Here is a 13,277-nt window from a genome sequence, read left to right on the forward strand (position 1 = left end):
GGTCAACTGGCACAGTGGGAATCGTGACCGAACGACCCCGCCGTGAAGTACCCGATCCTCGCCGCCGTCTGCCGACGGCGGTCGATCCCAAGGACCTCGGACGACGGGCGCGACGGGCGATCGCCGGCGGGCAGCCGACTGTCCCGATCGGTCTTCGCGGCCAGGAGAGCGGACCCACCGACAGTCACACCCGACTCGTCATCGATCTAGGGCTGCGCGTCGGCGAAGCCCTGCTGTCGACGGGGTCCAGCGCCGCCGACACCACGAACGCGCTACTTCGGCTGACCCGTGCCTACGACGTCCGCTCACTGCATGTCGACATCACCTACACCTCGCTGATCGTGTCGCATCACCGCGGTGTGCTGCGCGATCCGATCACCGTGATGCGGATCGTGCCGGTACTGCAACAGGACTTCACCCGGCTGGAACGTCTGCAACGCCTCGTGCGCGACGCCGAGGACGGAACGCTGGAGATCACCGACGCGCACGATCGGCTCGATGAGATCACTTCGACCGAACATCCGTATTCGCGGTTCATCGTCACGCTCGCTTCGGCCATGCTCGGTGCCGCGATTGCCGCCCTGCTCAGCGGCGACCTGCTGATGATCGTGCTGTCGGCACTCACCACGGCTGTCGTCGACCGGACGGTGAGGTTCCTCGGACGCCGAGGCGTTGCCGCGTTCTTCTGCCAGGCCGTCGGCGCCGCCGTTCCGACGATGGTCGCGGTCGTCCTGTATTTCATGGCGAACAACCTGCAAGTGGAGATGTTCAGCGACCTGCGCCCGTCCGTGGTCGTCGCGTCAGGAGTCGTCGTGCTGCTCGCTGGCCTGTCTGCCGTCGGCGCAGCCCAGGACACCATCGACGGCTACTACCTCACGGCGGCCGCCAAGACGTTCGAGGTGCTGATCCTCAGTGGCGGCATCGTGGCGGGCGTGCTGTCCGTGCTCGCCCTCGCGCAACAGATCGGTATCGACATCGCGATCAGTTCGACGCTGACCTTCTCGACCAACCCGGTCATCGGTGTCCTGTGTGCAGCCGCGATCACGTGCTCCTTCGCGATCGGTTCGTACTCGGGCGGACGCACGGTACTGCTGTCGACCGCCGTCGGCGCGTTGGCGTGGGTCGCCTATCACCTGCTCACCGAGGCGAACGCGTCCGTGCAGTGGTCGGCGGGCTTCGCCTCCCTGCTCATCGGAGCGCTCGCGACGCTGATGGGCTGGCGCCTGCGGGTGCCGTCATTGGCCATCGCGACGGCGGCGATCGTCCCGCTGCTTCCGGGTCTGACTGTGTACCGGGGCATCTTCGAGCTGGTGAACATCCGCTCCGACATGATGCAGGGCGCGGCCACGCTGTTCGGTGCCGTGATGATCGGTCTCGCGATCGCGTCCGGAATCACCTTGGGCTCGTTGCCAGGGCGCCTCAGCCGGCCGGACGACGTGGTGACCAAGCGCCGCGTGAAGGCGCTCGACACGCTGAGCTGAACAGACCCCCGCGGGACGCACGAACCCCCGGCGGACGGTGTCTGCCGGGGGTTCGTCGGTGATTCGGGATCAGAGCACGTGACGGTTCAGGTAGGTCTGCAGGTAGCGAACCGTGGTGGCGTCGAGGTAGCTCGCACCGTTGCGCGGGGCACCGATCTTCACCTGCAGGAGGCGGACGCTGTTGGAACCGATCCAACCGTCCTGGTGGGCGCCGATCTTTGCCTGCAGTGCACGGCGGGTGTAGGGACCGAACGAGCCGTCCTGCACGGTGCCTACCCATTTCTGGACCGCGCGGGTGGTGTTCGGACCGAACGCGCCGTCGACGACCAGCTTGCGGGACGCGGTGCGCGACGTGGTGGTCGTCGTCGTGGTGGCGGGGGTCGTCGGGGTGGAGGCACCGAGCACCATTCCGTTGGTACGGGTCAGGCCGGCACGGCGGGAGCACACCGGCCAGGCGCCAGGGCCCTGCACGCGCAGGGTGTTCTGAGCGATCCTGATCTGCTGCTCGCGGGTCGCCAGGTGTGCGTACGACGCGTAGGCGGTGCCGCCGAAGCCGCGCCAGGTGGTGTAGGAGAACTGCAGACCGCCGTAGTAGCCGTTGCCGGTGTTGATCCGCCAGTTGCCGCCGGACTCGCACTGCGCGACGCGGTCCCAGACGTTCCAGCCGAGTGCCGACTTCACGGCGGTGGTGGTCGCAGCGGCCTGCGCCGCTCCGGTGCCGACGAACGCCGACGTGCCGACGGTCGCGGCGGACAACATGAGGACGCCGGCCGCGCGGCGACCGGTGGTGCTGGGCTGCTTGGCGGCAGCGTGCTTGGGGGTGTAGCTCAAGGGGTTCCCTTTCCTGACGACGCCTGCGGGGTGAGCTGTCGGGTTAGGGCGGTCAGGTTGCCCCGTCGGCGACGCCGACTTCACCCCGAGATCCGGTGCGGATCGTAAGTGGTTCCCCCGCCCTCATGCCCGGGTGTCGGGCCGTGCCGGATGAGGTTGAGCGCCCCGGCATCCAAAGGACAAATGGACCGATCTGGAATTGTTCGAGCCGGCCGAAAGGTAAAGCGCCGGTCAAGAAGTGCCGGATCAGGATACCCGGGGTGGGTGTCCCCGCCAACCCCTTGTGAGTCGATGGTCCAGGCGGGTTTCCGTCAGGGCCAGTTCGGCGGAATGGAGGGGATGATGCCCGATCCCGGCACCTGGGTGACGTCGTTGTAGGGCCACCAGTGCATGGGCACGTCCAGGTTTGCGGAAGCGAACAGCGCACACCCCATGAGAAGGGCGACCGACGCGATCACGACTGCGAGAGTGACTTCCTTGGTGCGGGCGACGGTGCGCACGAGACTGCGCGAACCGCGGCGGGTGGCCGTACCACCGACGCCCCACCACGCCGAACAGATCGCCACCAATGTGCCGGCTGCGATGGCCGGTGGACGCCCGTACGCCGAGGTCGCGAGGCCCACCAGGTCGCTGACGAACGCGACGGCGACCGCCGTCACCGCGCCCAGGAACACCGGGATGATCGCGACCAGCAGGGTGGAGAACGCCGAGACGAGCGCGTGCCAGGGCGACAGCGCCATGGCGACGGCGTTGTCGCTGCGGCGAGGTCCGGCAGCGTACCGACGCAGCACCATCGAGGTGATCGACTTGTCGTTCCAGCGGGCGGCGAACACCCACGCCAAGATCGCGAACCACGCGACGATCGGCAGCACCATCGACAGTCCCACCGTCGCGAGCATCAGCGCCAGGAGTGTCCAGGTACGGGCCGGCTGGCCGATCCGCGGGTCGCGCGCAGGAGCGGATTGCTGCTCGGTCGGCACTGCGCCCCACGCCACCGGTGGCGCGTCGAGGCGTTGCTGCGGCTGGATCCACTCGGTGCGGGGGTGCTGGGTGCGAACCGGAGCTTCCTTGTGATGCAACGGTTCTGCCGCCGACTGTTGACCGTGAGGTGACGTTGCCGGGCGCCGTGAACGACGTTGGACGATCTCACCGGTCATCCCACCTCGGGCGAAGACGTCGAGTTCGCGCAGGATCTCCCCTGCCGACGGACGCTGGTACGGGTCGGGCGACAGCGCGGCTTCCAGCAGCGGCCGGATGCGCGGGTCCACGTTCGTCAGATCGGCCTGGCCGCGGGCGACCCGGTCGAGAATGACCGGCATCGGACCCTTGCCGAACGGTGCCCTGCCGGATGCGGCGTAGACCAGCGTTGCCGCCCAACCCCACCAGTCGGTGGCCGGGCCGACGGCGGCGCCGTCGATGATCTCCGGCGACAGGTAACCGGGCGTTCCCATGACCAGCCCGGTCTGCGTCAGTCGCGAGTCGTCGCCGATGTGGGCGATGCCGAAATCGATGAGGACCGGTTCGTCACCGACCATCAACACGTTGCCGGGCTTCAGATCGCGGTGCACGACGCCCGCGGAGTGAATCGCATCCAGAGCCTCGGCGAGACCCCGACCCAGTCGGGCCAACTGCTCGGCACCGAGCGGACCGCGTTCGTCCACGACCTCATCGAGCGGTGGGCCCGGAACGTACTGGGTGACCAGATAGGGCTGGTCCCCGTCGGCGTCCGCATCGATGACTCCCGCGACACCGGGCGCCCGCACGCGCGACAGGGAACTTACCTCGCGCCGCAGTCGCTCGCGGGCCTTCTCGTCATAGGCGACGTGGGCTCGCAGCACCTTGATCGCGACCTCGTCGCCGTTCGGGGCGAGGGCCCGGAACACGACGCCCATGCCGCCCTCCCCCAAGCGTCCGAGCAGTCGGTACGGTCCGATCCGGCGCCCCCCTGGCGCCCCTTCCGCAACAACGGGATCGCGCAGTCCCGCGTCCGACGCCGGGGTGAACTCGGTGGTCTCGTCACCGTCGACCTGAGCGGGTCCGCGCGGCCGGCCACCGGGCAAGCGGTGGCCGCTCGTCGTGGACTCGGGTCGTGCAGGCGTCATGGCTCCACCGTAGATCGTGCGTCTCATGGGGGTGGACAGGCACGCCCCACGGGGGCAACGGACGCCGGGCGACAGGAGTTTCCCCGGGCCGGGTCAGGAACTGATGTAACCCTCGAGTGCGTCCCGCTCGGCCTGCAACTCGCCCAGGCGCGCCTTGACGACGTCACCGATGCTGACGATCGAGGTCAGGCGCCCCTCTTCGACGACCGGAAGATGACGGATACGCCGATCGGTCATCTTCACCGCGACCTCGTTGAGTTCGTCGCCCTGACCGCAGGTGTGCACGTCGGCCGTCATGACCTCACTGACCGGGAGTTCCATCAGCCCGTCGGCGCGGTCGGCGAGACGCCGCACGACGTCGCGTTCACTGACGATGCCGGCGATCTTCTCGGAGTCGGCCTCGTCGACCACTACCACCGCTCCGATCCCGTTGTCGCGCAACAGCGCCACGAGATCGGCCACCGACGCCGAGCCGGGAATGGTGACGACGTCAGTTCCTTTGCCGCGCAGCACATCCGAAATACGCATGAGCCGAATGTAGCCCTCGTCACACCGGTTTCGGTCTCATCGGACGCCGACGTCTCAAGCCGTGGTCGCGACCGGTCGCGCAGGAGCCGTCGACCCGCGAGCGACGAGCTCGGGATCGAAGAGCATCTCGCCACGCGGGTGCCGACGACCGGCGATCTCCTCAGAGAGCGCGTGCACGATCGCACCGCTCAGGCCGTCGATGTCCTGTCGGATCGTGGTCAGTGGCGGGGAGGTGTGCTGGGTGAGCAGGGACCCGTCGTAACCCACCACCGAAACATCGGCTGGCACCGAAAGCCCCTGCAGCTCAGCCGCTTTGATCGCTCCGAGCGCCATCATGTCGGATCCGCAGATGATTGCGGTGACACCGCGTTCGAGCAGACGCCGCCCGGCGAGCTCGCCGCCTTCCACCGAGAACCAGGTCTGTTCGATCGCCAGACCGGCGTCGTTCCCCGCCTGTCGCTGGAACTCCTCCAACTTGCGCAGACTCGGCAGGTAGCGCGACTGGCCGGTCGCCAGACCGATCCGGGTGTGCCCGAGCTGGCGCAGGTGATGCAGCGCCATCCGAACCGAGCTCGCTTCGTTGGTCGACAGCGACGGCGCGTCGATCTCGTCCCGGTGCCCGTTGACCATCACCATCGGCAGACCGCGCTCGCACAGTCGCGCGTAGTGCGAGATGTCCGCCGTCGTGTCGGCGTGGCGACCGCTGACGAACACCACCCCGGCAACACCGCGCTCCTGCAGCATTTGGACGTACTCCTCCTCCTGGGCACCGCCGGGCGCCTGCGTACACAGGACGCTGGTGTACCCGTGGGCGGAGAAGCGCCCCTGGAGGGTCTGCGCGATCATCGCGAACACCGGGTTGGTGAGTTCGGGGACGATGATCCCGACCATGCCGACGGCGTGCCGCCGCAGGTTGCTCGGCCGTTCGTAGCCAAGAACGTCGATCGAGGTGAGCACGACATCCCGGGTCGAGTCGGACACATTGCCCTTGTCGTTGAGAACGCGACTGACGGTCGCCTCACTCACGCCTGCATGTGCGGCGATGTCAGAGAGCTTCGCCATGACGGCCCCCGTCCTTCCAGAGCCACAGCGCGAAGCCCGGGCCGTTCGTCTCCACCCGGATCCCCGATCCGTCGGCACTGATCCCGCGCCCGGCGAGCAGTCGCCCGCCACCGATACCGGGAAGGTCTTCTTCGTCCAGCTCGAGGCTCGTACCGGCGTCACGGGCGACGTGCACCAGCACCGACTCCCCGGCGACCTCACGCAGGAACGTGATCGTGTCGTCCTCGACGCGCACCCACCGCAGACCGCCGTCGCGCAGGGCGACCGAGTCCCTCCGGGCGGCGACCAGCTGCTGGACATCGTCGAAAATCTTTGAATCCCAATCGGATTCGTGCCACGGCATCGGACGGCGGCCGTCTTCGGCGAAGGCGCCCTCCATGCCGATCTCGTCGCCGTACGTGATCATCGGGATGCCCGGCATCGCCATCACCAGCGTCAGCGCCACACCGACCTGGCGCGTGTCGGCGCCGACCAGAGTCCGCACCCTGGTGGTGTCGTGCGACCCGACCAGGTTGAAGTTCGCCCGCCGGGTCGACCAGGGCACCATCGCGTTGAACTCGGTCATGGTGTCGACGACGTCGGGACCTCCGAGCCGCGGCACCATCAACGGGTTCCCGAGGAACGACGGAGCAAAGTCCTTGTCGCGCAACCAGGTCCACACCGGACGGGTGAACCCGGAGTAGTTCATGACTCCGTGCCAACCCTCGCCGGACGCGTCCAGGTAGTGATCGTGGGCGTGCTCGCCGACGAGATACGCATCGGGCTTGACATCGACGACGGTCGCGCGCATGTGAGCAGCAACCTCGTGGTTGACGTCGTGGTCACGCAACCGTCCGGTCATGTTCGCGACGTCGACCCGCCAACCGTCCAGCCCCGAGTCCCCTGCGAGCCAGCGGCGAACCGGTGCCTCAGGACGGTCGAAGAGTTCCTCGCGCAGCGTCGGCGACGCGTGGTTGAGCTTGGGAAGGCTCGGGACGCCGAGCCACTTCTCGTAGTCACCCTGCTCGTCGAAGAAGTAGTGGTCTCGTTGGGGGGCAGCCGGATCCGCGGACGCCGCGATGAACCAGTCGTGCGTGACGCCGGTGTGGTTCGTGGTGATGTCGCCCAGCACGCGCAATCCGCGAGCATGCGCGGCACGCACCAGCGACGCGAAGGCCTCGTCGCCGCCGAGCACCGGGTCGACGGCATCGAACGTCGCGGCGTCGTACCGGTGGTTGGAACGCGCGGGGAAGACCGGGGTCAGGTAGAGCGTGGTGACACCGAGCCGCTCGAGGTGATCGAGGTGCAGCTCGACGCCGGCGAGGTCGCCGCCGTACCACTGGGTACCGATATGTCCCCGCCGTGTGTCGACCGGGTCGCTCCAGTCGGCCGGCTCGGCCCACTCGGGCGCGGGGCGATCGACCGCCTTCGCAAAGCGGTCGGGGAACACCTGGTAGACGACGCCGTGCCGAGCCCAATCCGGGGCCAGGCCGAAGGTGGTCAGGCGGAAGTCGAAGACGTCCGGGACGTCACGCCGGGACAGGCCGGCGGCGTTCAGCCAGAGGTAACCGTCCGTCGGACCGCTCATGATGAAGCGGTATGAGGTCACCGGGTTGTGACAGACGACGTCCGCGCTCCACCAGGTGTCGGTCACGGTGCGGGAGGTGATTCGGGCGGCCGAGAACTCGGGTTCGCCGTCGGTCACTTGGCGCACGTGCATCTGGTCGATGTCGTGGCCGTGGGGCACGCGGACCCGCACGGTCACCCGCTCACCGGGAGCGGGCGCCGCGCGGTCCACATACAGCGCAGAACCGTCGTGGTGCGGCCGGGCCAGGAGGTCCGGCGTCGGCATTACTTCACCGAGCCCTGCGTGAGGCCGCCGACCAGCTGACGCTGGAACACCAGGTAGAGCACCATGATCGGGATCGAGCTCAGCACCGATCCGGCCGCGAACTGGCCGAACAGGGCGTTGCGCTCGTTGCCCTTCGTCATGCCCCACAGTCCGACGCCGAGCGTCTGGGCGTCCTTCTCGGTCAGGAAGATCGACGCGAGCATGAACTCACCGAACAAGCCGACGAACGACAGCATGAAGACGGTCACCAGGATCGGTGTCACCAGGCGCAGCGTCATCGTGAAGAAGATGCGCGCGTGCGATGCGCCGTCGACCATCGCGGCCTCGTCCAACTCCTTCGGCACTGTGTCGAAGTAGCCCTTGAGCAGCCAGACATTCGAGCCCATCGCGCCACCCATGTAGACCAGGATCAGACCGAGCGTCGTGTTCAGGCCGAACGCAGGCAGCACCTCACCGATCTTGCTGAAGGTGATGTACAGACCCACGAAGGCCAGCAGCGCCGGGAACATCTGCAGCAGCAACAGGGCCATCAGACCGACCCTGCGCCCCTTGAAGCGCAGCCGCGAGAACGCGTACGCGGATGCGGCGCCGATGAACACCGACAGCACGCCGCCGACAAGCGCGATGAACAGTGAGTTCTTGTACCAGGTGAGGAACGGGCGCGCGTCGTCGCTGAACAGCGTCCGGACGTTGTCGAACGAGAAGCCGGTCGGGAACAGGCTGGTCGTCGACAGCGATCCGGCCGGGTTCAACGCCGCCGAGACCACGAACAGGATCGGGAACATCGCGAAGGCGAGCGCCAGCAGTGCGAGCGCGTGCCGCCACCACACACCACCGGAGCCGCGGCGCGGCTTGGTGGGGGTGTTGGTCGGGTCGTCGTCACCGGTGGCGGCTGCGACGACCATGGGGTCGGGAGCAGGAGTAGCGCTCATCAGTTGACCTCTTCCAGGGCCTTGGTCTTCATGAAGCCGGGGAAGCTCAGCAGACCGACGATGATGAAGATGATCACGGCGACCGCGGACGCCAGACCGAAGTTGGGGTTCGCCCCGTCGATCGCGAGGCGGTAGGACATCGTGATCAACAGGTCGGTCGAACCGGCCGTCGAGTTGCCGTCGGTGAACGGGCCACCGGCGGTCAGTAGATAGATCAGTCCGAAGTTATTGAAGTTGAACGCAAAGGACGCGATCAGCAGCGGTCCGACGGCGACCAGCAGCAGCGGCATGATCACCGAGCGCAGGGTGCGGATCGGGCTGGCTCCGTCGATCTTCGCGGCTTCGAGCACGTCACCCGGAATCGACTGCAGCGCACCGGTACACACGACGAACATGTACGGGAAACCCAGCCACAGGTTGGTCAGCAGGATCGCTGCACGCGCGGCCCATGGGTCACCGAACCAGTCGACGTTGAGGCCGGTGAGGTCGTTGATCAGACCGAACTCCTGGTTGAACATCGAGGCCCAGACCAGCGCCGAGACAAACACCGGGATGGCGTAAGGGAGGATCAGCAGCGAGCGGTAGATGCCGCGTCCCTTGATCCGGGAGTCGTTGAGCAGCAGCGCGAGCAGCATGCCCAGGACGAAGGTGGTCAGTACCGACAGCAGCGGGAAGGCGATGTTCCAGGCGAAGACGCTGAGGAACTTGCCACGCAGCGCCTCGTTGGCGAACAGCGACTTGAAGTTGTCGAAGCCGACGTTCTCCTTCCAACCCACGGCCAGCGGCGAACCCTGGCCGCTCTGCGGCACCCAACGTGCGTCCTTGGCGACGTAAACCGTGCCGGTCTTGGAGTCCTTCAAGGTGTCGGACTTCTTGTCCCAGACCAACGTCGGTCGGCCCTCGAACGCCTGACTGATGCCGTTGGCCTTGATGCCGCCGGTCTCGGTGGGCACCGCGAACTGCTGCAGGTCCTTGCGCTTGTTGGCCTCACCGAGGTTGAGGATCCGGTAGTCCGGGGCCTCGAGGATGCGGCCCTTGTCCATCTCGTCGGTCGACTGCTTGAGGCCGTCGGTCGGCAGGTCCTTCAATCCGTCCTTGGTGCCGAGGAAGGTCTTGCCCTTGTCGTCGGTCAGCAGGAACTGCAGCGGTGCGGACTCAAGCGGCTGGTCCTTCGGCACTGCGACCGCGAGCTGATACGTGGGCGAACCGGGCACCTGCTCCACCGAGTAGGCGACAACCTGACCGGTCGCCTCCTCCTTGGAGGCGATGTGGCCCTGGCCGTAGTTGGTGAACGCGGTCGCGCCGGTGTAAACGATCGGCCACACCTGCAGACCGAGCAGCAGCAGCAGGCCGGGCAGGAGGTACTTCATCGGCACCGCCTTGCGTGTGCCGTAGACGGCCAGCACCAACAGCGCCACAAGCGCCGTCGCGACGACCGCGAGGCCGTAGCCCTTGTCGGCGAGCTTGGTCGCCAGGTAGAACAGGCCACCCAGGACGGCCGCGAGAATCGGCCACTTGAGGTAACTGATCGGGTTGGGGCGATCCGCGCGCAGCGCTGCTGCGGTCTCCTCGCTCATCGACGTCGTCATTGTCGTCTTTCTCTCGGGCACATCAGGACTGATCAGGTGCTGACAGCGACGATGGCAGCAGCTGCACCAGCCGCCGCCATCGTCGTCATCGGTTCAGATCACTGACCGGACTTGATGCCGGATTCGATCTCGGTCTGAGCCTTGGCCATCCGAGCGGCCGGGGTGCCACCCTTGCCCGAGACGACGTCGGCGAACGCCAGACCCAGCGGCTTCCAGACGGCGTTCATCGCCGGGATGTTCGGCATCGGCTTGCCTTCCTTGCCGGCAGCGGCCCACGCCTCGACGTCCTTGTCGCTGCCCTTGACCGCTTCGTACGCAGCGGTCAGAGCCGGCGGACGCTTGCCGGTCTCGAACATCGCGACCTGGGCGTCCTTGGTGGTCATGAACTGGGTGACGAAGGCCTGGGCGACCGCGGTGTTCTTGGCCTTGGAGGACACGTAGAACATCTGCACACCGAGGAACGGCTTCATCGCACCGCCGCCCTCGAGGGTCGGCAGCGGGTCGATGGCGTACTTGATGCCGGCCTTCTGGAAGGCGGGGATCGACCACGGACCGGTGATCTCGAAGGGGGTCTTGCCGGTGGCGAACAGGGTGTCGGCGTTGGTCGAGTCGATGTTGGTCGACAGCGCGCCCTCCTTGCCCAGTGCCGCCATGGCCTGCGCGCCCTTGACCGAACCGGCGCTGTTGACGATCACCTTCGCGGCGTCGTAGTCACCGTTGGCCTTGGTGCCGAAGATGCCACCGCCGTCGAACGCGGACAGGAAGGGGTAGCTGTTGTAGGCGTTGCCCTCCTTGCCCATCTGGTTGGACAGGATGTTGGTGCACTTCTTGGAGCTGACGCAGTCCTTGCCGGCCTTCACCAGGTCGGCCATCGTCTTCGGCGCGGTCGGCGCGAGCGCGGTGTTGCGGACGAGGGCCAGGCTCTCGACACCGTAGGGAACGGCGTAGGTCTGGCTGTTGTACTTGGCTGCGGCGGCGGCGTTCTTGTCGAAGCCGGACATCACGTTCGCCGGCACCTGCAGGGTCGCGATCGAACCGTTGGCGACGAGCTCACCCATCCAGTCATGTGCACCGAGGATGACATCGGGGGCCTGACCGGCCTTGAACGCGGTGCCGTACTGGCCGCGGACGTCGTTGGAGATCTGGACGGCGACCTTGACGCCGTTCTTGGACGCGAACTGGTTCGCGAGCTTGGTGACGACCGGGGCGGTCGTCGCGTCGGCCCAGATCACCAGGTCGGCGTTGGCGTCGCGCTTGGCGTCCTTGGTGCCGAGGGTCTCGGCGGCGGTCGGCGCTGCGGACGAGTCGGACGCGGAGCCCGACGACGTCTGGCTGCCGGCCGAGGTGTTGGTGCTGGAGGTGTTGCTCGAGTCCGAGCCTCCGCCGCAACCGGTCAGAACGAGGGCCGCGCCGGTCAGGGCGACAGCGAAGGTGCGCTTCATGAACTCTCCTTGTGCTCAGGGGGTCACCGTTGACTCCCCCTGTGATGCCGATCACTATGCCAGCGCCACGTCACTTTCTGCAAGATCTTGCAGCAATGTTTTCCATCCACCGGGTCACAGTTCGGCAACGCTCCTGAAATCACGGGCCGATGGCCTCCATCGACCATTCGGAAACCGCCGACATCAGTGGCTTTCTTGCCGTTCATACGTCACGATGTGACACGGACAACACCAACCCCGGCGTTGTCGGTTTCTTTCACAGACACCTTTACAACGGATCGTCCGGCACGTTCCTGCCGGTGAAGGAGCACACCATGGCAACGGTCACCTACGACCAGGCCACCCGGATCTACCCGGGTGCCACCGAGCCCTCCGTCGACAAGCTGAGCCTGGAGATCCAGGACGGCGAGTTCCTGGTTCTCGTCGGCCCGTCGGGCTGCGGAAAGTCCACCTCCCTGCGCATGCTGGCGGGTCTGGAGGAGGTCAACAGCGGACGCATCCTCATCGGCGACCGCGACGTCACCTCACTCTCGCCCAAGGAGCGCGACGTGGCGATGGTCTTCCAGAACTACGCGCTGTACCCGCACATGACGGTCGCCGACAACATGGGCTTCGCGCTCAAGATCTCCGGGGTCGACAAGGGCGAGATCCGCAAGCGCGTGGAGGAAGCCGCCGACATCCTCGACCTGCGTCCTTACCTGGACCGCAAGCCGAAGGCGCTCTCCGGTGGTCAGCGTCAGCGCGTCGCCATGGGCCGTGCCATCGTCCGCTCCCCCCAGGTCTTCCTGATGGACGAGCCGCTGTCAAACCTCGACGCCAAGCTGCGCGTGCAGACCCGCACCCAGATCGCCTCCCTGCAGCGCCGCCTCGGCGTCACCACCGTCTACGTCACCCACGACCAGGTCGAGGCCATGACGATGGGCGACCGTGTCGCAGTGCTCAAGGACGGTCTGTTGCAGCAGGTCGACACCCCGCGCCGCATGTACGACCACCCGAACAACGTGTTCGTCGCCGGCTTCATCGGCTCCCCCTCGATGAACCTCATCGACATGGACATCACCGACGCAGGTGTGAAGTTCGGCAACGCGGTCCACCCGGTGGCCCGCGACACCGTGGGTGGCGCCAACGGCAACAAGATCACCGTCGGCGTGCGCCCCGAGGACCTCGTCCTGTCCGGCAGCGGAGAGGGACTGGCGGTCGAGGTGGATGTCGTCGAGGAACTCGGCGCGGACGCCTACATCTACGGGCACTTGGCCGGCAGCAAGCCGACCGCCGCGGACAAGCCGCTCGTCGCCCGCGTCGACGGCCGCAACGTGCCGATGAAGGGTGAGACCGTGCACTTCGTGCCCAAGCCCGAACACGTGCACCTGTTCGACATCGAGAACGGTCAGCGCCTCGGCGACTGATCCGATCGAACAACGACGCAGCCCCGGTGAGCACACGCCCGCCGGGGCTCGGTCGTTGATGGATCACCGTGTC

General features: G+C 66.9%; 10 protein-coding genes and 1 riboswitch. Of the genes, 2 read left to right on the plus strand and 8 right to left on the minus strand.

Features of this window, described 5'->3' with window-relative positions; translation table 11 throughout:
• Positions 1-23 precede the first annotated feature (23 nt).
• Positions 24-1,481 carry a threonine/serine exporter family protein gene (locus tag ACYU8W_RS02155; protein WP_499466258.1) on the plus strand — a complete coding sequence of 486 codons (1,458 nt, stop codon included), beginning with the start codon at positions 24-26 and terminating at the stop codon, positions 1,479-1,481.
• 69 nt (positions 1,482-1,550) lie between these two features.
• Here the strand turns inward: ACYU8W_RS02155 and ACYU8W_RS02160 are convergent, their stop codons facing one another.
• The 8 genes from ACYU8W_RS02160 to ACYU8W_RS02195 all read right to left on the minus strand — a co-directional run bounded on the left by ACYU8W_RS02160 (position 1,551) and on the right by ACYU8W_RS02195 (position 11,798).
• Entirely contained in the window at positions 1,551-2,312 is a 762-nt protein-coding gene (locus ACYU8W_RS02160; protein WP_499466260.1) for a transglycosylase family protein, read from the minus strand.
• 5 nt (positions 2,313-2,317) lie between these two features.
• A riboswitch (cyclic di-AMP (ydaO/yuaA leader) is annotated at positions 2,318-2,465 on the minus strand.
• A gap of 158 nt (positions 2,466-2,623) precedes the next feature.
• Positions 2,624-4,414 (minus strand): serine/threonine-protein kinase, encoded by a 1,791-nt coding sequence (locus ACYU8W_RS02165; protein WP_499466262.1) that lies wholly within the window; start codon positions 4,412-4,414, stop codon positions 2,624-2,626.
• Positions 4,415-4,507: 93 nt separating this feature from the next.
• Complete coding sequence (locus tag ACYU8W_RS02170; protein ID WP_499466264.1) at positions 4,508-4,942, minus strand: CBS domain-containing protein; 435 nt, start codon at positions 4,940-4,942, stop codon at positions 4,508-4,510.
• 54 nt (positions 4,943-4,996) lie between these two features.
• Positions 4,997-6,004: a LacI family DNA-binding transcriptional regulator gene (locus tag ACYU8W_RS02175; RefSeq protein WP_499466266.1), complete on the minus strand. Its 1,008-nt coding sequence runs from the start codon at positions 6,002-6,004 to the stop codon at positions 4,997-4,999.
• Entirely contained in the window at positions 5,988-7,835 is a 1,848-nt protein-coding gene (locus tag ACYU8W_RS02180) for a glycoside hydrolase family 13 protein (RefSeq protein WP_499466268.1), read from the minus strand. The genes ACYU8W_RS02175 and ACYU8W_RS02180 overlap by 17 nt, the downstream gene beginning before the upstream one ends.
• Entirely contained in the window at positions 7,835-8,767 is a 933-nt protein-coding gene (locus tag ACYU8W_RS02185; RefSeq protein WP_129624591.1) for a sugar ABC transporter permease, read from the minus strand. Before ACYU8W_RS02185 ends, ACYU8W_RS02180 begins: the two co-directional genes overlap by 1 nt.
• On the minus strand, positions 8,767-10,344 hold the full coding sequence (locus tag ACYU8W_RS02190) for an ABC transporter permease subunit (RefSeq protein WP_239701078.1): 1,578 nt from the start codon (positions 10,342-10,344) through the stop codon (positions 8,767-8,769). Before ACYU8W_RS02190 ends, ACYU8W_RS02185 begins: the two co-directional genes overlap by 1 nt.
• 110 nt (positions 10,345-10,454) lie before the next feature.
• Positions 10,455-11,798 (minus strand): sugar ABC transporter substrate-binding protein, encoded by a 1,344-nt coding sequence (locus ACYU8W_RS02195; protein WP_499466271.1) that lies wholly within the window; start codon positions 11,796-11,798, stop codon positions 10,455-10,457.
• A 314-nt stretch (positions 11,799-12,112) separates the two neighbouring features.
• On the opposite strand from ACYU8W_RS02195, the gene ACYU8W_RS02200 reads away from it, so the two are divergent.
• The gene (locus tag ACYU8W_RS02200) at positions 12,113-13,204 is read left to right on the plus strand and encodes an ABC transporter ATP-binding protein (protein ID WP_129624594.1); all 1,092 of its coding nucleotides are present in this window, start codon (positions 12,113-12,115) and stop codon (positions 13,202-13,204) included.
• The last annotated feature ends 73 nt before the right edge of the window (positions 13,205-13,277 follow it).

It is taken from the genome of Yimella radicis, assembly GCF_054778255.1.

What these genes read in the sequence shown, in the direction of transcription:
- ACYU8W_RS02165 (WP_499466262.1), bottom strand. Translation starts at nt 4,414, where the DNA reads ATGACGCCTGCACGACCCGAGTCCACGACGAGCGGCCACCGCTTGCCC.
- ACYU8W_RS02170 (WP_499466264.1), bottom strand. Translation starts at nt 4,942, where the DNA reads ATGCGTATTTCGGATGTGCTGCGCGGCAAAGGAACTGACGTCGTCACC.
- ACYU8W_RS02175 (WP_499466266.1), bottom strand. Translation starts at nt 6,004, where the DNA reads ATGGCGAAGCTCTCTGACATCGCCGCACATGCAGGCGTGAGTGAGGCG.
- ACYU8W_RS02180 (WP_499466268.1), bottom strand. Translation starts at nt 7,835, where the DNA reads ATGCCGACGCCGGACCTCCTGGCCCGGCCGCACCACGACGGTTCTGCG.
- ACYU8W_RS02185 (WP_129624591.1), bottom strand. Translation starts at nt 8,767, where the DNA reads ATGAGCGCTACTCCTGCTCCCGACCCCATGGTCGTCGCAGCCGCCACC.
- ACYU8W_RS02190 (WP_239701078.1), bottom strand. Translation starts at nt 10,344, where the DNA reads ATGAGCGAGGAGACCGCAGCAGCGCTGCGCGCGGATCGCCCCAACCCG.
- ACYU8W_RS02195 (WP_499466271.1), bottom strand. Translation starts at nt 11,798, where the DNA reads ATGAAGCGCACCTTCGCTGTCGCCCTGACCGGCGCGGCCCTCGTTCTG.
- ACYU8W_RS02200 (WP_129624594.1), top strand. Translation starts at nt 12,113, where the DNA reads ATGGCAACGGTCACCTACGACCAGGCCACCCGGATCTACCCGGGTGCC.